24 protein-coding genes and 1 tRNA gene are annotated in these 21,916 nt (G+C 38.9%); 7 read left to right on the plus strand and 18 right to left on the minus strand.

Annotation, left to right across the window (positions count from 1 at the left end; all coding sequences use genetic code 11):
- Positions 1 to 260 precede the first annotated feature (260 nt).
- Positions 261 to 2,306, plus strand: coding sequence for a magnesium chelatase ATPase subunit D (bchD, locus tag A5482_RS12095; protein WP_069791581.1), 2,046 nt, complete (start codon positions 261 to 263; stop codon positions 2,304 to 2,306).
- Between the two features lie 420 nt (positions 2,307 to 2,726).
- Here bchD and A5482_RS12100 read toward each other — a convergent pair.
- The 8 genes from A5482_RS12100 to A5482_RS12135 all read right to left on the minus strand — a co-directional run bounded on the left by A5482_RS12100 (position 2,727) and on the right by A5482_RS12135 (position 8,018).
- Positions 2,727 to 2,800, minus strand: a tRNA-Pro gene (locus A5482_RS12100).
- A gap of 33 nt (positions 2,801 to 2,833) precedes the next feature.
- Positions 2,834 to 3,235, minus strand: coding sequence for a DUF948 domain-containing protein (locus A5482_RS12105; protein ID WP_069791580.1), 402 nt, complete (start codon positions 3,233 to 3,235; stop codon positions 2,834 to 2,836).
- A gap of 6 nt (positions 3,236 to 3,241) precedes the next feature.
- The gene (locus A5482_RS12110; protein ID WP_069791579.1) at positions 3,242 to 3,562 is read right to left on the minus strand and encodes a YtxH domain-containing protein; all 321 of its coding nucleotides are present in this window, start codon (positions 3,560 to 3,562) and stop codon (positions 3,242 to 3,244) included.
- Between the two features lie 130 nt (positions 3,563 to 3,692).
- A complete protein-coding gene (gene fba / locus A5482_RS12115) occupies positions 3,693 to 4,772 on the minus strand; it encodes a class II fructose-bisphosphate aldolase (protein ID WP_069791578.1) in 1,080 nt (359 codons plus the stop codon).
- A gap of 245 nt (positions 4,773 to 5,017) precedes the next feature.
- Positions 5,018 to 5,323 carry a DUF2499 domain-containing protein gene (locus A5482_RS12120; protein WP_069791583.1) on the minus strand — a complete coding sequence of 102 codons (306 nt, stop codon included), beginning with the start codon at positions 5,321 to 5,323 and terminating at the stop codon, positions 5,018 to 5,020.
- A gap of 39 nt (positions 5,324 to 5,362) precedes the next feature.
- Positions 5,363 to 5,983 (minus strand): serine O-acetyltransferase, encoded by a 621-nt coding sequence (locus A5482_RS12125; protein ID WP_069791577.1) that lies wholly within the window; start codon positions 5,981 to 5,983, stop codon positions 5,363 to 5,365.
- A gap of 127 nt (positions 5,984 to 6,110) precedes the next feature.
- Positions 6,111 to 7,727: a glucose-6-phosphate isomerase gene (locus A5482_RS12130; protein WP_069791576.1), complete on the minus strand. Its 1,617-nt coding sequence runs from the start codon at positions 7,725 to 7,727 to the stop codon at positions 6,111 to 6,113.
- 135 nt (positions 7,728 to 7,862) lie between these two features.
- A complete protein-coding gene (locus A5482_RS12135) occupies positions 7,863 to 8,018 on the minus strand; it encodes a protochlorophyllide oxidoreductase (protein ID WP_069791575.1) in 156 nt (51 codons plus the stop codon).
- A gap of 511 nt (positions 8,019 to 8,529) precedes the next feature.
- On the opposite strand from A5482_RS12135, the gene A5482_RS12140 reads away from it, so the two are divergent.
- Positions 8,530 to 8,931: a pentapeptide repeat-containing protein gene (locus A5482_RS12140; RefSeq protein ID WP_069791574.1), complete on the plus strand. Its 402-nt coding sequence runs from the start codon at positions 8,530 to 8,532 to the stop codon at positions 8,929 to 8,931.
- Positions 8,932 to 9,016: 85 nt separating this feature from the next.
- On the opposite strand, the gene A5482_RS12145 is transcribed toward A5482_RS12140, so the two are convergent.
- Positions 9,017 to 10,324 (minus strand): NF041680 family putative transposase, encoded by a 1,308-nt coding sequence (locus A5482_RS12145; protein ID WP_446684771.1) that lies wholly within the window; start codon positions 10,322 to 10,324, stop codon positions 9,017 to 9,019.
- 116 nt (positions 10,325 to 10,440) lie between these two features.
- On the opposite strand from A5482_RS12145, the gene A5482_RS12150 reads away from it, so the two are divergent.
- A complete protein-coding gene (locus tag A5482_RS12150) occupies positions 10,441 to 10,917 on the plus strand; it encodes a pentapeptide repeat-containing protein (protein ID WP_071891725.1) in 477 nt (158 codons plus the stop codon).
- 72 nt (positions 10,918 to 10,989) lie between these two features.
- Here the strand turns inward: A5482_RS12150 and A5482_RS12155 are convergent, their stop codons facing one another.
- A complete protein-coding gene (locus A5482_RS12155) occupies positions 10,990 to 11,667 on the minus strand; it encodes a potassium channel family protein (RefSeq protein ID WP_069791526.1) in 678 nt (225 codons plus the stop codon).
- A gap of 109 nt (positions 11,668 to 11,776) precedes the next feature.
- Between A5482_RS12155 and A5482_RS12160 the strand changes: the two genes are divergently transcribed.
- On the plus strand, positions 11,777 to 12,196 hold the full coding sequence (locus A5482_RS12160) for a DUF2267 domain-containing protein (RefSeq protein WP_069791525.1): 420 nt from the start codon (positions 11,777 to 11,779) through the stop codon (positions 12,194 to 12,196).
- Positions 12,197 to 12,319: 123 nt separating this feature from the next.
- On the opposite strand, the gene pntB is transcribed toward A5482_RS12160, so the two are convergent.
- From pntB to pntA, 4 genes are all read right to left on the minus strand, one after another.
- On the minus strand, positions 12,320 to 13,750 hold the full coding sequence (gene pntB, locus A5482_RS12165) for a Re/Si-specific NAD(P)(+) transhydrogenase subunit beta (protein ID WP_069791524.1): 1,431 nt from the start codon (positions 13,748 to 13,750) through the stop codon (positions 12,320 to 12,322).
- 86 nt (positions 13,751 to 13,836) lie between these two features.
- Positions 13,837 to 14,184 carry a HepT-like ribonuclease domain-containing protein gene (locus A5482_RS12170; protein WP_069791523.1) on the minus strand — a complete coding sequence of 116 codons (348 nt, stop codon included), beginning with the start codon at positions 14,182 to 14,184 and terminating at the stop codon, positions 13,837 to 13,839.
- Positions 14,181 to 14,492, minus strand: coding sequence for a nucleotidyltransferase family protein (locus tag A5482_RS12175; protein ID WP_069791522.1), 312 nt, complete (start codon positions 14,490 to 14,492; stop codon positions 14,181 to 14,183). The genes A5482_RS12170 and A5482_RS12175 overlap by 4 nt, the downstream gene beginning before the upstream one ends.
- A gap of 11 nt (positions 14,493 to 14,503) precedes the next feature.
- A complete protein-coding gene (pntA, locus tag A5482_RS12180) occupies positions 14,504 to 16,096 on the minus strand; it encodes a Re/Si-specific NAD(P)(+) transhydrogenase subunit alpha (RefSeq protein WP_069791521.1) in 1,593 nt (530 codons plus the stop codon).
- A gap of 182 nt (positions 16,097 to 16,278) precedes the next feature.
- Between pntA and A5482_RS12185 the strand changes: the two genes are divergently transcribed.
- Both A5482_RS12185 and A5482_RS12190 read left to right on the plus strand, forming a co-directional pair.
- On the plus strand, positions 16,279 to 16,506 hold the full coding sequence (locus A5482_RS12185) for a hypothetical protein (protein ID WP_069791520.1): 228 nt from the start codon (positions 16,279 to 16,281) through the stop codon (positions 16,504 to 16,506).
- Positions 16,496 to 16,690, plus strand: a complete 195-nt coding sequence (locus tag A5482_RS12190; protein WP_201150090.1) for a hypothetical protein — start codon at positions 16,496 to 16,498, stop codon at positions 16,688 to 16,690. Before A5482_RS12185 ends, A5482_RS12190 begins: the two co-directional genes overlap by 11 nt.
- A 27-nt stretch (positions 16,691 to 16,717) precedes the next feature.
- On the opposite strand, the gene A5482_RS12195 is transcribed toward A5482_RS12190, so the two are convergent.
- Both A5482_RS12195 and A5482_RS12200 read right to left on the minus strand, forming a co-directional pair.
- On the minus strand, positions 16,718 to 17,566 hold the full coding sequence (locus A5482_RS12195; protein WP_201150089.1) for a carbohydrate ABC transporter permease: 849 nt from the start codon (positions 17,564 to 17,566) through the stop codon (positions 16,718 to 16,720).
- 124 nt (positions 17,567 to 17,690) lie between these two features.
- On the minus strand, positions 17,691 to 18,662 hold the full coding sequence (locus A5482_RS12200; RefSeq protein ID WP_069791518.1) for a carbohydrate ABC transporter permease: 972 nt from the start codon (positions 18,660 to 18,662) through the stop codon (positions 17,691 to 17,693).
- Positions 18,663 to 18,673: 11 nt separating this feature from the next.
- Between A5482_RS12200 and A5482_RS12205 the strand changes: the two genes are divergently transcribed.
- Positions 18,674 to 18,979 (plus strand): KGK domain-containing protein, encoded by a 306-nt coding sequence (locus tag A5482_RS12205; protein ID WP_069791517.1) that lies wholly within the window; start codon positions 18,674 to 18,676, stop codon positions 18,977 to 18,979.
- 131 nt (positions 18,980 to 19,110) lie between these two features.
- Here the strand turns inward: A5482_RS12205 and A5482_RS12210 are convergent, their stop codons facing one another.
- Both A5482_RS12210 and A5482_RS12215 read right to left on the minus strand, forming a co-directional pair.
- Positions 19,111 to 20,385, minus strand: a complete 1,275-nt coding sequence (locus A5482_RS12210) for an ABC transporter substrate-binding protein (protein ID WP_069791516.1) — start codon at positions 20,383 to 20,385, stop codon at positions 19,111 to 19,113.
- Positions 20,386 to 20,736: 351 nt separating this feature from the next.
- Positions 20,737 to 21,843: an ABC transporter ATP-binding protein gene (locus tag A5482_RS12215; protein ID WP_069791515.1), complete on the minus strand. Its 1,107-nt coding sequence runs from the start codon at positions 21,841 to 21,843 to the stop codon at positions 20,737 to 20,739.
- Positions 21,844 to 21,916: the final 73 nt, after the last annotated feature.

Below are 21,916 nucleotides of genomic sequence, written 5' to 3' on the forward strand. Positions count from 1 at the left end.
TGGATGGAAAGATGTAAAAATTTGGTCAAAAACTTTGAAAGAACCTTATTCAACTCCACCCAAAAAGTCAACCTATGTTTTATTCGATTACTTTTAAAAAGACTCACTGCTTCCTGAGATACCAAATGGGTTCTATAAAAAGATAATTAACAGAGTTTAGATGCTCGATAGTCAACAAATCGAGTCAATCAACAATGTACGGTAGAATATAGGTTTGATACATTAAAAGTGACCATTTCAAAAAGCTATATTAATTATTAATGCCAACATTAACCACTAAAGATATAAATTTTCCTTTAACGGCAGTTATCGGACAACAAGCCATCAAAACGGCTTTGCTTTTGGCCGCCGTTGATCCTGGTTTGGGGGGAGTGGCGATCGCAGGTAAGCGAGGTACAGCCAAATCGGTTATGGCGAGAGGAGTTCATGCCCTTTTACCCCCCATTGAAGTGATCAAAGGCAGTCGCTTTAACTGTAATCCTGATAATCGAGAGGAATGGGATAACGAAACCCTCGAAAAATATGGAGACACTCCTAGGGAAGAAATTCCTACGGAAGTAATAGCGGCACCCTTTGTGCAAATTCCCCTCAATGCCACCGAAGATCGACTTTTGGGTTCGGTGGATGTGGAAGAATCGGTAAAACAGGGTGAACCAGTATTTCAACCAGGATTACTTGCCAAAGCCCATCGAGGGGTTTTATATATCGATGAATTAAACCTTCTTGATGATCAAATTGCTAACCAACTTTTAACGGTGTTAACCGATGGCAGAAACCAAATTGAGAGGGAGGGCATTAGTTTTTCTCATCCTTGTAAACCTTTGCTCATTGCCACCTACAACCCCGAAGAAGGTACCCTGAGAGAACATTTACTAGACCGCATTGCGATCGCCCTTAGTGCCGATGGAGTCTTAGCCCTAGATGAAAGAGTCCAAGCGGTAGATCAAGTTATCGACTATGCTTCTTCCCCTATCAAATTCCTCCAACAGTATGACGAAGATATGGATGCCCTACGCACCGAGATAATCTTGGCAAGGGAATGGATAAAAGAAGTACAGATCAGTGCCGAACAAGTAAAATATTTAGTGCAGGAAGCTCTTAGAGGAGTAGTAGAAGGACATAGAGCCGAAATTTTTGCCGTCCGAGTAGCCATGGCTGCCGCCGCCCTTGAGGGTAGAAATAACGTTAGTGCTGATGATCTACGTAAAGCCGTCGAGTTGGTCATTGTACCCCGTTCCACCGTGATGCAGGAGCAACCCCCCGAAGACCAGATGCAACCCCCCCCACCGCCACCACCACCATCTCAGGATCAAGGGGATGAAGGAGAAGACGAGCAAGAGGATAATCAGGATGAGCAGGAAGAAGATAAACAAAATGAAGATGATAATCAAGACGAACAGGAAGCTCCCCAAGTCCCTGAAGAATTCGTCTTTGATGTGGAAGGGGTAATTTTAGATCCCAGTGTGCTTTATTTTGCCCAACAGATGCAACGACAAGGGAAGTCGGGCGCTCGTAACATGATTTTTTCTGATGACAGAGGACGCTATATCAAGCCCATGTTGCCCAAGGGTAAAGTAAGACGCATCGCTGTAGATGCGACCCTCCGAGCTTCTGCACCCTACCAAAAAAGTCGCCGTGAACGCTATCCAGATCGCCGTGTCATCGTCGAACAGAGCGATTTGAGGTCAAAACGTCTGGCGAGAAAAGCAGGGGCTTTAATCGTCTTTGTGGTGGATGCGTCGGGTTCTATGGCTCTTAATCGGATGCAATCGGCAAAGGGTGCTGTAATGCGTCTGTTGACCGAAGCCTACGAAAACCGAGATCAGGTGGCTTTGATTCCCTTCCGAGGAGAACAGGCAGACGTATTGTTACCCCCCACCCGTTCGATTACCCTCGCTCGTTTACGTCTTGAAACCCTGCCCTGTGGCGGTGGTTCACCCCTATCCCATGCCCTTACCCAAGCGGTTCATGTGGGGGTGAATGCTCAAATGTCTGGGGATATTGGACAAGTAGTTATTGTCGCCATTACCGATGGACGGGGGAATATTCCCTTGGCTCGTTCTTTGGGTGATGAAATTCCTGAAGGGGAAAAGCCTGATATTAAGGCAGAATTGCTGGAAATTGCGGCTAAAATCCGAGGTGTGGGCATGAAGTTGTTGGTCATTGACACAGAGAAAAAATTTGTCTCCACTGGCTTCGGTAAGGAGTTGGCAAAAACCGCAGGGGGTACTTATTATCAGTTACCTAAAGCAACGGATCAGGCTATTGCGAATATGGCTAAAGGTGCTATTTCTGATATGAAGTAGTTTATTTATGCGGTGGATAATATTCGTGTTATCCACCACAAAAAGCGAACAGTAAATTAGATGAAATGACGGATATAATTGACCAGAAAGCTATTATAAGTAGAAAAACTTAGGTCCATAAAATTAAAAACAGTGGGGTTTAAAAGTAAGGAATCTATCTCGTAGTCCTCCTCTTTAAACAAAGAATCAAATACGATATAATCGTGTAAGGATAGATTGAAAGGCGCACTTCGTTCGGGACAATGTTAAACATTGCAACTAATGATATTCATAGAATGAATATTGATTTCCAGAAGAAAAACGACAATAATTTGTCACTGGCAGTTCAACGACAAGAATTTGTCGTCACGTCACTTAATGTAGCATCACGACAAGAATCTGTCACCGATGACAAATAATTTGGCACTGTACAACTGTACATCGGGATGACAGGATTTGAACCTGCGGCCCCTTCGTCCCGAACGAAGTGCGCTACCAAGCTGCGCCACATCCCGCTAACTAACAATAAGATATGATAGCATTTTTCGTTATTCTTGGCTAGAGTCTTGGTCTTGGGGTAAAGATGAATAATTTTTCCATGTGTTAAATCCGACTTTTAACCCTGTCCAAAAACTTCGGCTTTTGAGTTGCACATTTTTAGCTTGTTTTTTGGCTTGAGTAAGATTATTGTCTATTTGTTGAGTGACGGAGGAAACGCTTTTTACTCCTTGTTTTACTTCCCCTGTTAATTCTGTAATTTCGTGGTTGGTGGCTTTTAGGGATTCAAGGGTATCGGGAAATTCTTGGTTGAGGGTATCGATTAGTTTTTCAGCACTACGGGCTGTATTGCTTAATTGTTGAGCGAGGGGAATGAGGGCAACTAAAACGGCACAGAGGCTAATGGCTACTAGGGCAAAGGATAATCCTAACCAGATGATGGGATTATTCATAGATGTTTATTTTTCTTCTTCTTTTTCTGTTTCGTTGGGATTAGTTTCTTCCTCACTGGCTTCTAGTCCTGCGGCGATCGCAACTTTTAACCGAGTGAGAGTATTTTCCCAACCATCGAGAGCAGAGGCAGACAGACGACTACTATTAATTTTGAGGGTAGAGGATAAATCTTCCGCCATTTCGGGTAGGGCTTGGGCAGTTTTTTTTAAGATTTGACGATTTTCTTTACCACTTCTAGGAGCTAAAAAAATAGATGCGATCGCACCTATACTTCCCCCCAATAACAAACCACCAATAAAAGCCGTCTTATTCTTCTCTTCACTCATTACGCAATTAATAAATAACAATAAACCTCTATCTTTTAGTTTAACTGAGATCGTCAAGTGTCAAACAGTGAAACACAAAAAAAAGGAGCGAAATGAATCGCTCCCCATAGACTATACTACAGAGTTAAAACTATACAGCTACGGTTTTCTTGGTAGTAGCACTTAATTCACCCTTAGCATACTTAGCCGCAAACTCATCTAAGCCAATTTGCTTGATTTTACTTGCATTACCAGCAGTCCAGAATTGCTCATAACGATCCAAACATACTTGTTTCATGTACTTCATAGAAGGTTTCAAGAAGTGACGAGGATCGAAGTTAGAAGGATCTTTAGCTGCCGCTTCACGGATTGCCGCAGTAATAGCTAAACGGTTGTCAGTGTCAATATTTACCTTACGAACACCACTCTTAATACCTTTTTGGATTTCCTCTACAGGTACACCATAGGTTTCAGGAATTTTACCACCGTATTCGTTAATCATATCTAACCACTCTTGGGGTACAGAAGAAGAACCGTGCATTACTAAGTGGGTGTTAGGTAACTTAGCGTGAATTTCTTCGATACGGCTGATAGCTAGGATTTCCCCAGTAGGCTTACGGGTAAATTTGTAAGCACCGTGGCTGGTACCAATGGCAACTGCTAAAGCGTCAACTTGAGTGCGCTCTACGAATTCCACGGCCTCTTCAGGATCGGTTAGTAATTGAGAATGATCTAATTTTCCTTCAAAACCATGACCATCTTCTGCTTCACCCATACCAGTTTCGAGAGAACCTAAACAACCTAATTCTCCTTCTACACTAGCACCTACAGAGTGAGCAACTTTGACAACTTCTGCAGTTACATTAACGTTATACTCAAAAGTCGCAGGGCTTTTAGCATCTTCTTGTAAAGAACCGTCCATCATAACGCTGGTAAACCCATTACGGATAGCAGAATAACAGGTTGCAGGGCTGTTACCATGGTCTTGGTGCATAGCAACAGGAATATGAGGGTAGGTTTCTACCGCTGCTAAAATTAGGTGACGAAGGAAGTTTTCTCCAGCGTATTTACGAGCGCCACGGGAAGCCTGTAAAATTACAGGACTATCAGCTTCGTGAGCTGCTTCCATGATAGAAAGAATTTGCTCTAGGTTGTTAACGTTGAATGCGGGGATGCCGTAGCCATTTTCTGCTGCATGGTCGAGCAGAAGTCTCATAGGAACTAAAGCCATAAATTGCCTCCGTTAAAATTTTTTTATAGTAATTTAAGATTTTCTATGTTAAGGATCTTAACTCATTATGGTTGGATCTTCAGATATTTTTCAGATTTTTCTGTGATCTCTGTTATTATTTTGTCTAAGTTATCGATTGCTCTTTCGAGGCTATTTTTTTACAGGAAATCTCAAAATAGAAAATGTAATGGTCTGATTTGTTTTAAGGGGCGCTGGGGTTAACAAATTTCTGCACAGATTGTCTATTATTCCTCGGTAGTACGGGCGAAACTCCAAATTTTCCAAGCACCTAAGCAAAGGGTACAGTTGCCGATAACGGTGGTTAAGGCTTGAATAGTAACCAACCACTCTAAACTAGGAAGATTGTCGTAAAAATGCCAAGTACACGCACACATGGCACTAATTAATGCAGGTAACATACCCCATGCCAACCAACGCCAACTATCTTCCCCTGTCACTTCGGCATAACGCCAGATAAACCAAATAGCGACAATCCATTCAATGACACTGGAAACATGAACTATCCAAGTGGGAATTGATAATGCGTGCATAATTTCTGTTTCAAAATAGTTACTCATGGCTGATTATTTTTATACTAACTCTTGTCTTACTTTTTCCCCATCTTTTTTGATAATATAAGCTGGTATTCCTACCACTACACAGTTAGGGGGAACGTTTTTAGTCACTACGGCATTGGCACCGATTACTACGTTATCACCGATGTCGATATTACCGAATACTTTTGCCCCAGCGGTAATTCTGACATTATTACCAATTTTTGGTCGGCCTGTTTTATCTTTGTAGCCGATGGTTACTTGTTGGTTTATCCAGCAGTTTTCTCCTATGTCTGCCATGATAATCGTACTAAATCCATGTTGAATGAATAATCCCCCACCAATATTACAGGATTGGTCTAGGAAAAAATAACCACAGGGACGATAAATTATCTTCAAAATATACATGGCTATTTTGGCGGATAAATTTCCTTTGGATAAACGAAAGTAATATAAGTTACGATATTCTGGAGCGTTTTGAAGTAGGTGAATTAGTTGAACATTTGAGCTATTTGCTTCTATGGATAAGCATTCAACCCACTTTGTTATATCCTGTTTTATTAATTCTTTTTCTGTGGTCAAATAATAAGAAATTAATAGGGGAGAAAAAATGATAAATTTAATATAAAACCATATTGTTTTGATGATATTTTTCATCTATTTTTTTACATAAATAATTTATTTCTAGTTTATTTATTTTTCGATATTAGATCCCATTACAGAAAACTTGAACAACAAAATTATCTCGTCAAGTTCCCATAATAGGGAACTTTAATGGTTATATTTACTGATGATAATTGACTGTTAATTGGCTAGGTATAGTGAGTCCTGCGGAGCCGCTCCCTTTGCGATCGCCCTTAAGAATTATTCCTCTATTATTAGCTTCTAAATGGCGTAAAATTTTATAAATAGCTTCTACTTCTTGAGGATCAACTTTATTAGCAATATCAGCAATTGTCAAAGAATTATTAGAGCTTTTAACTACTTCTAAAACTCTCCTTTGTAAATCTAAAATAGAAGCAGCTGCCTTTTTACCAGCCTCAACCCCAGGTTGATGATAGGCATTCACATTAATTAGATAAGCGTAAATACTTACAGCCCTTTCATAGAGTGCAATTAAAGCACCTACCATTTTTGGTGTAACTTCATTAATGGTTACTGTAATGGAGTCCCTACCATTGTCATAGAGAGCTTTTCTAGTACCCTGTAACAAGCCCGAGAGATAATCACCACTGGTGATGTTAGGCTCTAATTCCAAGGAATTTTCAGCCCTATCTTTTAATACCTCAATAAAAGTAACAAAGAAATTAGCAACCCCTTCCCTCAACTGTTGTACGTAAGCGTGTTGATCCGTTGAACCTTTGTTACCATATACAGCAATACCCTGATAAACCTTATTACCGTCCAAGTCTTCTTCTTTACCCAAAGACTCCATCACCAACTGTTGTAAATAACGGCTAAACAACAATAAACTATCCTTGTAGGGTAAGATTACCATGTCTTTCTCCCCTTTACCATTCCCTGCATAATACCAACCAAGGGCAAGGAGGGCTGCAGGATTCTTTTTCACATCAGGGATACGGGTAGCCATATCCATTTCTCTTGCCCCGTCTAACATGGCTTGGATGTCGATGCCTTCGAGGGCAGCAGGTAACAATCCCACGGCGGATAATTCTGAGGTGCGCCCCCCTACCCAATCAAACATGGCGAAACAATTAAGCCATTTTTCTTCTTGAACAACTTTATATAATTTACTGGTATCATCCATCATGGTAATAGCTACAGCATAATCAGCAAAGTTTAATCCTTTAGTTTCGTAGGCTTTTTTGGCTTCTAGCATCCCGTTGCGGGTTTCGGGGGTGCCACCAGATTTACTAATTACTAACACTAGGGTAGTTTTTAGTTTGTCTCCAATTTCGGCTAAAGTGCGATCGATTCCTGCAGGATCTGTGTTATCAATGAAATGAATCTTTAAAGGAGGATGGGTGTCTGTCAGGGCAGAAGATACAAATTGAGGACCTAAAGCTGAACCTCCAATACCAATAGATAGTAAATCAGTAAATTTTTCTCCGTTGGGGGTGGTAATCTTGCCTGAGTGAATATCTGTGGTAAATGCTTTTATTTTTGCTAAACTATCGTTAATTTCTTTTTTGATTTCTTGATTAGGTGCTATGTCTGCATTGCGTAACCAATAATGCCCTACCATTCTTTTTTCGTCGGGATTGGCGATCGCCCCTTGTTCTAATTTCTGTACCGCATCAAAAGCATCAACAAATTTGGGTTGCAGACTATTATAAAAATCATCATCAAAACCCATGCGACTTATATCAATATAAAGCCCCAAACCTTCGTGATAATAAAGCCAATCTTGATAACGTTGCCACAATTGTAAATTATCCATACATCTTTTATTTAATCTGATTCTGTCCTTATTATGATCGACAATCCATAAAAAACAACCCTGTTTTAGATTCTTATACATTAAGAATTGATTGTTAATTATTAATTTACGGCTATACCTACTCTTAATCTCAGCCTAATTAAACTTGGCTTTTGCCCGTTGATAAACTTCTACGGTAATAGTTGTTTCTCCATTTTCTTGGGCAAACTTTTCAATCTTTTTCCTTGCTGCGGGGCGTACAAAAAAGGGTATCTCTTTCAATTTTGCTTCTGCTTCTGATGTCCATTCCATAATTTTTCTTTTTATTACTGATTATTTTTGTAAGGCAATTGTACCTTGAAAAACATACAACATAAAAGTTATAGTTGTCACTTTTTTCTTATTCACAGCTAAAACTATTATTTATAGTAAGTAGGTTGGCGAAATTAATTATAGCTCTTGTTTTATTAAGACTCTTATGAACAAGGGATTTAAACCCCTTGCCTAAATCGATTTAATTATGCCCACTTACTTATAGTAATACTAAATAATTTATTAAAAAATAATCTTCCTTAATGAGAAAGCATTCTATTTAATGTATTTATTAGAAAATAAATTTATTTTTTGATTACTTTTACACTTTTTTGAAGTAAATACAAATACTTTAATAATACATATTATTTGTCTATTGACACTGATAATATATTTTTAGAACATCGCATAAAGTCTAATTTATGATTTTTGAAAAAATGTATTGACTATTACAACAAAACCAATAAATATCTTTTAATATGTAGCTAAATCTTAAGAAAATATTAAAACCATGAATACTCCAACAAGTCTAATCCTTTCTAACAGTATTTTTGAGTGGAATCAATGGAGAAAAGAAAATCCCGATGTTATCCCAAATTTAAGCGGAGTTGATCTAACAAAACAAGATTTAAGGAATATTAATTTGAGTTGGGCAATTTTATCAAGAGCAAATTTAGCTGGTGTTAATTTGAGTAATGCTAATTGTCGTAATGCAAATTTTGAGGAAGCAAATTTAACCGAAGCGATTATTGATAATAGTAATTTTAGTAAAGCTAATATGGCAAATATCAATTTAGAAAAAAGCCATATTAGTAACACAGATTTTAGCGGAGTTGATTTAAGTCATAGTAATCTTACTAAGGCTAAGTTGATGGAATGTTATTTGATTAAAACGAATTTAACTGTAGTTTAGACTAAGAAAAAATTGTAAGAGAATAAGTAAGCTAACAAAGATTAGCTCAAAAAGAAGATAAACGAATTTAATAATGGCTTAAAAGTTATTTTTTTCGTCTTTTTTTAGTCTTGGATAAACGCTTTTTAACCATGGGATAGACTTTAGCCTTATTTCTTTTTCGACCTTTAGGCCAACCATGGGATTTTCCTCGACTTTTAGGAGAAAGGGTAGGACTTCCAATGTCCATCAATAATGAAGTCATAGACAGAGCCACTCTTCCGGGGGTTAAATTCTGTTGAGGTTTTTGCCATGGCAGATGATATTCTTTGACTAAATCCTTGGATAACCATAACTGCCAAGTAATATTGACAATTAAATTGCTCCACCTTTGACAACTCTCAGGGGTGCGAAAATGGGGTAACGTCCAATGTAATCTTTGCTTGGCGAAACGATACCAGTGGTCCACACCAAATCGTCGGCTGTATTGAATCCAAATATTGGAAGAAGATAAAAATTGCTCTCCCACCCAGATTAACCACAGTGGGCGATGTAAAGCACCAGTTTTTTTCTGCTTCAATCGTTCAATTTTAAACAGGGTTAGCTTTTGTGAAGGGGCATTGTAGAAATGAAGTTCTTTCCATTTACTCATCCGTATTGTTCCTAGGGATGAGTCTTCCATTTCTAATATTTCATGGGCATGGGGAAAATGGTCACATTGATTTAATTTCAACTTTGCCCCATGTTTTTTCGGTCTGCCTCTACCGCTATAGGCTGGAGGATTACCATAAAGACATAGATTAGAACGTACTCTAATCAACTTACTGATTTCAATATCTGCGGTTTGCTTAATAAATTTGCCATTGCCATACTCACAATCCAACACCACCAATTTCGGTTTATTTTCTGGCAATTTTCTACACACTTGCCTTAGTTGCCATGTTGCTTTACCCAGAGGATTTTCAAAGGATGTGATTCTTTCATGTCTTAAAGGTAATGCCCAACTTCCTTTCTCATTCAATGGTGGTAACCAAGCGATGGTGCTATATCCTTGTCCTATGACCGATGAATTGATGGATGACGAAGAATATTGATAACCTCTATCTTTCATGGTGGGACTATCTTCAAACTTCCACTGAGTATGATCTATACCTAGTAATGTATATTCTAAGGTGTCTATTTCTTGAATATATCGTTTCATCAATTTGTTGCTGTTCGGACGACAATCTTTTATGGCTTCATAGGTACTACACCATTGCCGATGGAAAAAAGGTGATAAAGAAAAATCTGCCAAACTACGAGCATTTTCCGTGGTCATAACACTATCCATCAATTGAAAAGTGGCATCTTTACCTTTGACTAACATTTCATAGGTGTCATGACGGAAATTTTCCAGTCTGCTATATTTGTTCATAGAGAGAAGATTTTATTTTTGCTTATTTATATTTTCTCTCTATTTTCCTTTTATCTCTTTTCTTTTCTCATTCCTCTCTACATTTAGTCTAAACTACAGATTTAAAATTAGCAATTTTGCAGAATACTAACTTAAGTAACTCTTATCTCACTCAGGCTAATTTAATGGATGCAAAGTTAGTCCAGAGTAATTTAACTAATGTAGATTTAAGTAATGCTAATGTTGTGGGTGCAGATTTTGCAAAAGCAGATTTAACGGGAGTAACTATTGAGGATTGGGTGATTGATAGAACAACAAAACTTGATCAAGTTTATTGTAATTATTTTTATTGTCAATCAAGACAGAAAATAATTAACGATAACGGTAACTTGGTTAATTTTGAAGTCTTAATCAGTAAGATAAATCAAGAGAATGTAATAGAAGTAGAAAATAATGTACTTGATTATAGCTCTACCCCTGCCCTACTTAATAAAAACATTCCTTATAACCAGAAAAATAATAAGCAATTTAATCCTAAAAAACAATATCTTGACTCATCTATTAAAAGACTACAAAGTAGGTGGAAAAATCCTCAAAATCAGTCTTTTGCTTAAACAATGAATAATATTACACAAGGGGTTTTTACCCCTTATTTTTTCTTGTATTTTTGTCACAAAAGACGAATATTAAGCACACATTGAGATAAAGTCAATTACTTTTCTGACTAAGTCTGGTTTTGTTACCGCAAGGATAGTTGATCCTTTTTCAAGGATAGTATTACCATTCGGTATCATTAAATCTTCGTGGGGGTGAGCTTGATAACCAATAATAAGGGTTCCAGCTGGGAAACGAGGGTCTTGTGCTAGTTCGGCAAGACTACGACCTACAATATAACATTGATCTGGAATAGAAAGTTTTACAACCTCTACTTGTCCTTGTTCAAAGTGCATCATAGCATCGACTTGGGGATATTCGATCGCATTTATCATCCGATTAATAGCTAGTTGAGTGGTACTAATGATATGGGTAGCACCGGCTAAAAGGTAAGGCTCATAAAAATCACTATCATTCATCCTCACTACAATTTGGGGTACTCCATAATGTTTAGAGAGAGTTACCATGGCTAAATTTAAGGCGTCTTCTCGCAGGGCAGCAATGACGGAGGTTGCTTTACGGATACCTGCTTCCATTAGTAAGGTGGTATTTACTGCACTACCTTCAAAAGCCATTACCCCGATTTTTTCTCTGGCATATTGACAAGCAAGAGGATCAGCGTCTATAACTGCTACAGTATGATTTATGGCTAGTAGGGCTTTTGCCAATTCTAAGCCCGTCATTCCTGCACCACCAATTAAAATGTACATTATTTCCTCTTTTTCTCGACACTGTCAGTTATGATAGCTTATGTTTTTACCGTACATGAGAGAATGTTATTGGTGAATTTAAAAATTGTTGAGTTAAGTTAAACGTAATATGCCTGTACCAGCAGAATATCAACGAGCTTCTGACCAATTTTACGACTATCTTGTGGATGCACGGGATACGGCAGGTTTTTGGAGTACCCATGTAACATATACTATGACTCAGGGGGTTTTTCAAGTATTTCGTCGTCGGCTTTCCACGAAAGATGCGATCGCATTTGCCCATGTTTTACCCATTTGTCTAAGGGCTTTATTTGTGAGTGATTGGGATGTGGATGAGGAAAAGAAGCCATTTGCAAGTCTTGAGGAAATGACAGAGGAAGTAAAGTTGCTGCGAAATGATCATAATTTTTCTACAAAAACAGCAATTAGAGATGTTGCCAAAGCATTGAGAAGACACGTAGATGAAGAAGCCTTTGATAATTTACTAGCACAATTACCAGAAGGGGCGATGGAATTTTGGCAATCATGATTGAGACAGGGGGCACTGAATAAGAAACTGGAAGTATCGAAGGTGAGGGTTATGGATGATTGAAAATAGATAACCTACCTTCTACCTCTTGCCCCCCTCACTAAAAAACTTTTTTATTAATCCCTATGTAGAGACTAAAACTTTTCCTTTTTTAGCAGTTTTTTCCCGTAGGGCAACCAACAAAGAATCAACGTTAATTTTGGCATCACCAAAAAGCATTTTGGTATTTTCTTTATAAAATAAAGGATTATCTACCCCTGCATAACCTGTGGCTAAACTACGCTTCATGACTACGCAATTTTGAGCTTTCCAGACTTCTAATACGGGCATACCTGCGATCGCACTTTGAGGGTCTTCTAATGCGCTAGGATTAACAGTATCATTAGCCCCAATCACTAACACTAAATCGGTTTCGGGGAAATCTTCGTTAATCTCATCCATTTCCAAAACGATGTCATAGGAAACATTGGCTTCGGCTAATAGTACATTCATATGCCCTGGTAAACGCCCCGCCACGGGATGAATACCAAAACGCACATTTACCTTACGACTTTTAAGAATTTTGGTAATTTCTGATACCCCATGTTGGGCTTGGGCTACTGCCATACCATAACCGGGGGTAATAATAACGCTTCTGGCTTCTACTAACATATCCGCCACCTCATCGATGTTAGTTGCCACCGCTTCTCCTACCTCTTGTTTTTCTCCAGAGGCAGTTTTATTACTATTACCTTCCCCAAAACCACCGAGAATCACACTGATAAACGAGCGATTCATGGCTTTACACATAATGTAACTGAGGATGGCACCACTACTGCCCACCAAAGCCCCTGTAATAATTAACAAGTCATTATTTAACATAAAACCAGCGGCGGCGGCTGCCCATCCAGAATAACTGTTAAGCATGGAAATCACCACGGGCATATCAGCGCCGCCAATTCCTGCCACAAGGTGGATACCTAGTAAACAAGCAATCCCTGTCATGATGAGGAGGGGTTGCAATCCTGTTTCGGTGTTAAGAAAGTTATAGCCTAAGTAAAAAGTCGCCCCCAACATACCAAGATTGAGAAAGTGTCGGGCTGGTAACATGAGAGGTTTGGAACTAATGATAGCGCGTAATTTCCCAAAGGCGATAATTGAGCCTGTGAAGGTGACGGCGCCGATGAATACCCCTACATAGATTTCGATTTGATGGATAAATTCTTCGGCAGGGAGTAGCCCTGTTTCGGGTTGTAGATAGTTGCCGATGCCCACCAATACGGCGGCTAAACCCACAAAACTATGGAGCATTGCCACTAATTCGGGCATAGATGTCATGGCTACCCGTGAAGCTAATACTGCACCGATGATGACGGCGGGAATGATGGCGCCGATTAAAAGGCTATAGTTGCTTACTTGTTGGCTGAATGCGGTGGCGATAAATGCGATCGCCATTCCAGCGATGCCATATATATTACCTTTTCTAGCGGTTTCTTGTTGAGATAATCCTGCCAGACTGAGGATAAATAAGGAGCTAGCGCCGATATAAGCGACGGTAATCAAATTGGAATTCATATTTTTACAATGTATTTTGTATGTTTAATTAAGTTAATTGTTTGATGTAAGGGATTATGGATTTATCAAGGGGCTTAAGCCTCTTGTTAATAGGTAGTTAAATCTTCGAGCATATCTTCTATGATTGGTTTTAAAGAAGGTAAATCATTGTTGATGGTGTTCCAAATAACCAGCAAATTAACCCCAAAATATTCGTGAACGATTAAATTACGCATTCCTCTGACATCTTTCCAAGGAATTTGAGGATACTTATTTTGTAAATCTATAGATATTTTGTTACTAGCTTCGCCAATAATTTGGATAGCATATATTACAGCAAATTTAGTTTTGTCATCCTCACAAAAAGAATCAAAATCATATTCCTTGGTAAACATTTCAACACTATTGATGGCATTGAGAATATCAAGAATATAGTCTTTTAATTCTCTTTTCATAGATAAATAACCTCATCTAAAATATATTTACCTATGTGAGTTTTGATAGAATCTTTCATTACCAAATCTACTTTTTTTCCTAATTTTTCACTCAACAAATTTTGTAATTCACAATATTTAAACAAGCCAAGATTATGATGGGAATGGAATTTAATTAGAATATCAATATCACTGTCTTCGGTTTCTTCTCCCCTAACATAAGAGCCAAATAAACCTAGTTCTTCAATTTGATATTTGTCTTCTATTTCCTTTTTTATTTCCCTAATTTTTGCTTGTAAATTAGTTAATTTTTCTGTTGAGTTAACCATTTATTCTCCTATCAATTATCAATTCGTCTAAACATTTTGAGCATTCTTTGAGTTACTAAAAATCCCCCACAAATATTGATAGTACCCACCAAAATTGCGATCGCCCCTAAAATAGTAGTAGGAGAAAAAATATCTCCAGAAATTTGTAACATACCACCGATGATAATAATGCCACTGATGGCATTGGTGACACTCATCAAAGGAGTATGTAAAGCAGGGGCAACATTCCAAATCACCTGCCAACCCACAAAACAAGCCAAAATAAACACAGTGAAATGGGATAGGAAAGACGTTGGCGCCCCGATACCAATACCTATTAAACAGGCAATTCCTAGTATCAGCCACACTAAACCACTAGCACCCTTTTTCTGTTGCTTTTCAGAAGAAGAAACAATTTTCGCCTCAGATTTTACGGCAGTGGCAGGGGAAGGTTGAGCAATTTTTGGTGGGGGAAAAGTCACATCCCCTTGATAAGTAACTAATGCGCCCCGAATTACTTCATCCTCAAGGTTAACTGTAAACTTATCATTACCCCCCATATCCTTAAGCAAATGCCATAAATTAGTACCATACAACTGGCTAGATTGACTCGCCATGCGACTGGGTAAATCTGTCAAACCAATAATTGTCACCCCATGATATTGATAGATTTCATTGGGTTTTGTCACCTCACAATTTCCCCCCTGTTGGGCAGCCAAATCCACAATTACCGAACCTTGGCGCATGGTTTTCACCATTTCCTCGGTAATCAATTTGGGGGCAGGTTTCCCGGGAATAAGGGCAGTGGTGATTATTATATCTACTTCCTCCGCTTGTTCGGCAAATAAAGCCATTTCTGCGTCAATAAATTCCTTGCTCATGGTTTTGGCGTAACCCCCTTCCCCAGAGCCATCTTCAGCAAATTCTATCTCCAAAAATTCTCCCCCAAGGCTCTCGATTTGCTCTTTTACCACCAAGCGGGTATCAAACACCCTAACTATTGCCCCAAGGCTTTTGGCAGCCCCAATAGCGGCTAATCCTGCCACCCCAGCCCCAATTACCAAGACTTTGGCGGGGGGTACTTTTCCTGCGGCGGTAATTTGCCCTGTGAAAAATCTACCAAAATTATTGGCGGCTTCGATGACGGCACGATAACCAGCGATGTTTGCCATACTAGAAAGAGCGTCTAATTTTTGAGCCCTACTAATACGAGGCACTGCATCCATGGCGAATACGGTGGCTTTTTTTTCGGCTAGTTGTGCCAACAAATCGGGGTTTTGGGCCGGATATATAAAGCTGATGAGGGTTTTATCTTCTGTTAATAATTCTATTTCTTCTGGTTCGGGAGGACGTACTTTGAGAATTATGTTTCCTTCTTGCCACAATTTTTCTCTATTTTCAACTATTTTACATCCTGCAGAGGTATAAAGGCGATCGTCAAAACTGGCTTTTTCCCCTGCCCCTGTTTCTACTAACACTTCAAAACCGAGTTTTTGCAATTTTTGGACGGTGTCGGGGGTGGCAGAAACTCGACATTCATTGGGGTAAATTTCTCTGGGAATTGCTATTTTTAAAGATGTTTTTTTGGCATCAACTTCTTGATCATCTACTAATGTTGCTGTCATATTTGCTCCCAAATAAGTCGTTAATTTGCATCTTATGGCAGTTTTTCTATTTTGGGGGCGAATTTAAACTTATCTTAGGAATCTCAAGGAATTAGGTTAAGTTTTTTGAAGTGTTTAAAAATATTAAGATAGACGGATTGCTATGTTTATTAACATAGTTAGTATTAATTCAATAATAAATAATGATCAAACAACTCGAAGACGTAATTGATAAAGTATCTAAGTTGTCAGAATCAGAGCAAAAAGCGATCGCACAGATGATTTTGACAACCATAGAAGTTAGAAAAAAATCAAATACTTGGGATACCTTGGAAGAAATGGCTGGAATTATTGAAGAGCCTGAAGATTGGTCAGAAGAACACGCTCACTATCTTTATGGTACACCGAAAAATAAGATTGATGATGAATAAAATATTTCTCGATACTGCATTTATTCAAGCCATTTTAAAGTTGTTTGAATCCCGTCAAGATAAACAATGGGGATTAATTGATTGTATTTCTTTTTCGGTTATGGATGAACACAATTTGAAAGATGCTTTAACTTCTGATCGTCATTTTATCCAAGCTGGTTTTAATGCTTTACTATTGAATTAATCGATAATAAAGCGATCTACAACACTACTAAGATTTGACTGAACCTGCTAACAAACCTCTGACGAAGTATTTTTGTAGGGCAAAGAACACCAATAGAGGAATAATCATACTAATAAATGCGCCAGCGGTGAGAATGTGCCAGTCTTGACCACGAGAGCCTATCATATTACTTAATTGGATGGTAACGGGGGCAACATCAGGAGTACCTCCTAGATAGACAAGGGCGACTAATAAATCATTCCATACCCAGAGAAATTGGAATACGGCAAAAGAGGCGATCGCAGGGGTTGAAAGAGGTACAATTATCTTGGTAAAAATTTTAAGATGGGATGCACCATCTACTGCCGCCGCTTCGATTAAGTCTTTGGGCAATGCACCGATATAGTTTCTAAGTAGATATATACCCAAGGGCATTCCATAGGCTGTGTGGGCTAACCATACCCCCAGAAATGAGCCTGAGATGCCAAAGATACGGTAGGCGTTGAGAATGGGAATTAGGGTCATTTGTAAGGGTACTACTAATAGGGCAACCACAATGATAAATAGTAGTTGTCGCCCAGGAAATTTCATCCAAGCGAAGGCATAGGCGGCAAAACAGGCGATCGCAATGGGGATGATAGTAGCAGGGATAGAGATAGTTAAACTATTTAAAAAAGCGTCTCCCATACCCTCGGCGGTTAATACAGTGATATAGTTACCCAAATGATATTGAGTAAAATCGAAGGGATGTTGAAATACTGTCCACCAACCAGTCCTCAATAGGTCATCTTGATAGCGAAAAGAGCTAATTAATAAACCAATACTAGGCAATGTCCAAATGAGGGAAATTATTACTAGGGTAATATGAATGGGAGTTTTTTCCCAAAATTTTTGCATTTTACTTTTTTTCTTTCTTCTTTTCATAATAGCTAATATTTGTTACTACAAAAGTGTTTTTGTTAGGAAAGGCAATAGGGAATGGTGCTTTATTATTCATTCTCAATTATCAATTATTCATTCATTACCTGAGCCTTTCTTGTTCTTTGAATCGTTGAATATTTGTTACCATCACGGGAATAATGGCGAGTAAAAGGATAACGGCGATCGCACTGCCAACCCCCACATTACGATAGTTATACGTTTCTTTGATCATGCGACTAGCAATTACCTCCGTGCCTTGATTTCCCCCCGTCATTACAAAAACGATGTCAAATACCTTCAGCACCAAAATCACCACCGTAGTAGCCACCACCGTAATGGTAGAACTAATCATGGGTACAATAATTTTCCAAAAAATTTGCCATTCATTGGCTCCATCCATTTTCGCCGCCTCGATGACATCCTTAGGAATACCTTTCACCGCCGCTGATAAAATGACCAAACAAAACCCCGTTTGCAACCAAATCATGATGGCAATAAGGGCAAAATTATTAACACTTTGTTCCACTAGCCATCCCACAGGCTCAAATCCTAGGAAAGTGATGATGGCATTCAATAAACCAATTTGAGCCTCATCAGCAGGGCGATAGGCATAGATAAAACGCCAAATCACACTCGCACCCACAAAGGAGATGGCCATGGGTAAAAAGATTAAAGCCTTAGTCCATTTTTCGTACTTGACTTTATCCATCAATACCGCCAACACCAAACCCAAGGCAACACTAACCCCTGTTACCAATACCAACCAAAGAATATTATTGCGGAAGGCAATTAACATTGTTCTATCGGTAAAGGAAAAGATGTAGTTGTCCAAGAAAACAAAATTTTCTGACCGACGATCAAAAAAACTCAGATAAAAAGTATTAATGGTGGGTAATACCAAAAAGCCTCCCAATACTAAAATAGCAGGGGCTAAATATACCCATGGCAGTACTGGCGATCGCCACTTTTGTGGTAAAAAATTGACTGCGTAATTGAGCGCATAAAATATGGCAATAACCCCCCCACAACCGAGGAGGATTGCGACAATAACAGTGAATAATCGTTGTAGCATAAGTAATTAAGATGAATAACGGTATTTTATTTATGAATCAAGCTAGTGAACCCTTAAACCCTGATGATGTTGTTAAATTGAAAAATGATGACGATAAATGGGTCATGTCCCATACGACATTTACAATTAGCGATTTTAGTAAAACTTTGCTGGAAGATTACAATGATGATTATGGACAATGGGCTAAAGGAGTTGAAGACGAGGTTTTAGTTCCGGGAAAATCTTGGAGAAAAGGAAAAGTAAGAGTTACATTAGAGTTTATTCCTGATGTACCCAAATCCCCGTTAGATGATTTTCGTAATAAACCAGTTGACTAATATATACGGGTTACTAGGTTTTTATTTAAAGAACATACTCTAATTTAAGGCAAGTTTTCTAATTGAGGCAAGGGGCTTAAGCCCCTTGTTAACGAATTTCATTCTCCCCCTTTATTAAGGCAGGGGGGGATCTAAAGCTCTGGAAAACTATTCTCGATATAATCCAAAACCCCATCCAAATCAGCGCCCCCTAGATAGTCCACCATACCAGTCCAAAAAGTACCCGTACCCACGGCACCGGGCATCATATCCGAACCATCAAAACGTACCACATCGGCAGATTGCAAAATCTCCGCTACTTGACGGGTAAGTTCATCAGGATAGACATCTAGGCTAACCTGTCTCTGAGGACTAATAAAACCTCCTAACCCTGCCCATATCTCGTGGGGAACTTTAGAGGCTAAATACTCCATCAACTGCCTTGCTTCGGGGGTATCATTAAACATGGCAAAGGCATCCCCCGCCACTAGGATAGGTTGCCCCTGTTCAGGATTGATGGGGGGTAAGGGAAAGATTGCCACATCCTCCCCTAACGTGACATCATCGGGGAAAAAAGAGGCGATAAAGTTCGCCTGACGATGGAGATAACAACGGGGTGGCTCTTCAAACATAGGGTTAATAGAATCTCCAAAGGGGGTACTAAGTACGCCAATTCGTCCTCCCCTGACATATTCTTCATGGAGAGCAATTTCCCCGAATTTTTCAAAGGCTTCTTGTACCCTCGGATCATTAAATGGTATTTTGTTATCCACCCATTGATCATACTCTTCGGCACCGATACTACGTAATAAAATATCTTCTACCCAATCAGTACCAACCCACCCCGTAGCGTCACCGCTTTCGATGCCTAAACACCATGGTCTTTTGCCTTCGGCAACTATTTGATCGGAGAGGGCAATCATTTCTTCCCATGTTTGGGGGATAGTGTAACCATTTTCAGCAAAACTGGTGGGAGGATACCACACTAAACTTTTAACTGAAGCTCGATACCATAAACCATATACATTTCCATCCACTTCTCCTAGGCCTACCCAATCTTCTCCGTAGGCATCAATCAAATTTTCTAAGGACATGAAAGTTTCGAGGGAGATTAATTCTCCTTCTCTGGCAAAGTCTCTCATTAACCCGGGTTGGGGAAACATGGCGATGTCGGGGGGATTACCTCCATCTACTCTGATGGGGAGAAGGGTGGCGAAAGCGTCTGTACCTTCGTAAACTACGTTAATACCTGTTTCCTGCTCAAAGGGTTCTAGGGCTTGTTCTAGTTTTTCTTGTTGTTCGCCGATGATTACTCCCATTAGTCTTACTTCTGGGGGTTCATCATCCCCATTTACGGTACAGGCCACGGTTAGGCAAATTAAACTGAGAAAAATAATTATTTTCTGAGTTATTTTCGAGATTTTCATAACATTTTTTGGATAGTGTTTGGATCCCCCCTACCTTAATAAGGGGGGGAGTGAATTAAAAGTTTTTCACTTGAGTTTAGACTAAATCTAATTTTAAACGCTGAAACCCTTATATGACGTATGTTTTATATTTTTTACATTAAACGGATAAGAATAGTCAAAATTCTTGCTGTATAAGGATCATAGCTTCTTACAGTTCAAATTAGTCTAAAGTACAGTTTTCAACTAAATTGATAAAATAATTTTTGAAAAAATATATTAGGGATTGTTTAATATCGGTAGAAAATATTTGGAACTTAAAGAAGCAATAAACCTTAAAATTAATAAAACTGTTCCCCGTTTCCTGTTCCCTTACAAAGTGATATTAACCTCAGTTTCGGTGTCAAATAAGTGAATATGACTCATATCAAAAGTGAGATTAATTTTGTCTCCTGCTTTTAGGGGCGATCGCGGATCAACCCTTGCCACAAATTCTTCACCACCCATGGTATTGACATAGAGAATAATTTCATTACCCATCATTTCCCTTACTGTAACCTCAGCCTGGACAGGAATGGGCATAATGTCGGCTACCTCATATTGAGGATCATGGATACTTTCGGGACGGATTCCAAAAATATATTCTTTTTGGGGAAACTGCTCATATTTTGTTGTTAAAGACTCAGGAATAGGCAGGGAAAAATCTTCATTTTCTAAAAATAATTGAGCCTCTTTTCTAATCAAATTTACCCTAAAAAAATTCATCGCTGGACTACCAATAAATCCAGCGACAAATACATTTTGAGGATGATTATAAAGATTTTCTGGGCTATCAATTTGTTGAAGAATACCATGATTCATCACCGCAATTCTCGTTCCCATGGTCATGGCTTCCACCTGATCGTGGGTTACATAAACAAAGGTTGTTTGCAGTTTTGCATGGAGTTTACAAATTTCTGTCCTTGCTTGAACTCTCAATTTTGCGTCAAGGTTCGATAGGGGTTCATCCATTAAAAATACCGATGGCTCACGGACGATCGCCCTTCCCACTGCTACCCTCTGCCTTTGTCCGCCAGAAAGCTCTTTGGGCTTACGTTCTAGCAAATGGGCAATCCCTAATTGATCGGCGGCCGTTTCTACCCTTCTTTGAATGGCGCTTTTACTTTTTCCCTGCAGTTGCAGACTAAAAGCCATGTTTTCATATACACTCAGGTGAGGATAGAGGGCGTAGGATTGAAACACCATGGCGATGTTACGCTCTTTGGGTGGTAATTTGTTTACCATGCGATCATCTAAATATAGATGACCTGATGTAATGGTTTCTAACCCTGCCAAAAGACGGAGGGATGTTGTTTTTCCACACCCAGAAGGGCCCACAAAGACCAAAAATTCACCGTCATCGATGCTTAAATTTAAGTTTTTAACCGCAGTAAAATCATCAAATTGTTTACTGACATTTTCAAAAGTTATACTGGCCATTTTGATTGTAGATTACTACTTGCTATTTCTACCATAGCTTGATTTTCTATTCTATGCAAATGTTTAACTAATC

The organism is Cyanobacterium sp. IPPAS B-1200, assembly GCF_001747005.2.
Classification (GTDB): Bacteria; Cyanobacteriota; Cyanobacteriia; order Cyanobacteriales; family Cyanobacteriaceae; genus Cyanobacterium.

Bases quoted from the DNA above. Each gene is read 5' to 3' on its own strand.
- bchD (WP_069791581.1), top strand. From the start codon at position 261: ATGCCAACATTAACCACTAAAGATATAAATTTTCCTTTAACGGCAGTT.
- A5482_RS12105 (WP_069791580.1), bottom strand. From the start codon at position 3,235: ATGAATAATCCCATCATCTGGTTAGGATTATCCTTTGCCCTAGTAGCC.
- A5482_RS12110 (WP_069791579.1), bottom strand. From the start codon at position 3,562: ATGAGTGAAGAGAAGAATAAGACGGCTTTTATTGGTGGTTTGTTATTG.
- fba (WP_069791578.1), bottom strand. From the start codon at position 4,772: ATGGCTTTAGTTCCTATGAGACTTCTGCTCGACCATGCAGCAGAAAAT.
- A5482_RS12120 (WP_069791583.1), bottom strand. From the start codon at position 5,323: ATGCACGCATTATCAATTCCCACTTGGATAGTTCATGTTTCCAGTGTC.
- A5482_RS12125 (WP_069791577.1), bottom strand. From the start codon at position 5,983: ATGAAAAATATCATCAAAACAATATGGTTTTATATTAAATTTATCATT.
- A5482_RS12130 (WP_069791576.1), bottom strand. From the start codon at position 7,727: ATGGATAATTTACAATTGTGGCAACGTTATCAAGATTGGCTTTATTAT.
- A5482_RS12135 (WP_069791575.1), bottom strand. From the start codon at position 8,018: ATGGAATGGACATCAGAAGCAGAAGCAAAATTGAAAGAGATACCCTTT.
- A5482_RS12140 (WP_069791574.1), top strand. From the start codon at position 8,530: ATGAATACTCCAACAAGTCTAATCCTTTCTAACAGTATTTTTGAGTGG.
- A5482_RS12145 (WP_446684771.1), bottom strand. From the start codon at position 10,324: ATGAACAAATATAGCAGACTGGAAAATTTCCGTCATGACACCTATGAA.
- A5482_RS12155 (WP_069791526.1), bottom strand. From the start codon at position 11,667: ATGTACATTTTAATTGGTGGTGCAGGAATGACGGGCTTAGAATTGGCA.
- A5482_RS12160 (WP_069791525.1), top strand. From the start codon at position 11,777: ATGCCTGTACCAGCAGAATATCAACGAGCTTCTGACCAATTTTACGAC.
- pntB (WP_069791524.1), bottom strand. From the start codon at position 13,750: ATGAATTCCAATTTGATTACCGTCGCTTATATCGGCGCTAGCTCCTTA.
- A5482_RS12170 (WP_069791523.1), bottom strand. From the start codon at position 14,184: ATGAAAAGAGAATTAAAAGACTATATTCTTGATATTCTCAATGCCATC.
- A5482_RS12175 (WP_069791522.1), bottom strand. From the start codon at position 14,492: ATGGTTAACTCAACAGAAAAATTAACTAATTTACAAGCAAAAATTAGG.
- pntA (WP_069791521.1), bottom strand. From the start codon at position 16,096: ATGACAGCAACATTAGTAGATGATCAAGAAGTTGATGCCAAAAAAACA.
- A5482_RS12185 (WP_069791520.1), top strand. From the start codon at position 16,279: ATGATCAAACAACTCGAAGACGTAATTGATAAAGTATCTAAGTTGTCA.
- A5482_RS12190 (WP_201150090.1), top strand. From the start codon at position 16,496: ATGATGAATAAAATATTTCTCGATACTGCATTTATTCAAGCCATTTTA.
- A5482_RS12195 (WP_201150089.1), bottom strand. From the start codon at position 17,566: ATGCAAAAATTTTGGGAAAAAACTCCCATTCATATTACCCTAGTAATA.
- A5482_RS12200 (WP_069791518.1), bottom strand. From the start codon at position 18,662: ATGCTACAACGATTATTCACTGTTATTGTCGCAATCCTCCTCGGTTGT.
- A5482_RS12205 (WP_069791517.1), top strand. From the start codon at position 18,674: ATGAATAACGGTATTTTATTTATGAATCAAGCTAGTGAACCCTTAAAC.
- A5482_RS12210 (WP_069791516.1), bottom strand. From the start codon at position 20,385: ATGAAAATCTCGAAAATAACTCAGAAAATAATTATTTTTCTCAGTTTA.
- A5482_RS12215 (WP_069791515.1), bottom strand. From the start codon at position 21,843: ATGGCCAGTATAACTTTTGAAAATGTCAGTAAACAATTTGATGATTTT.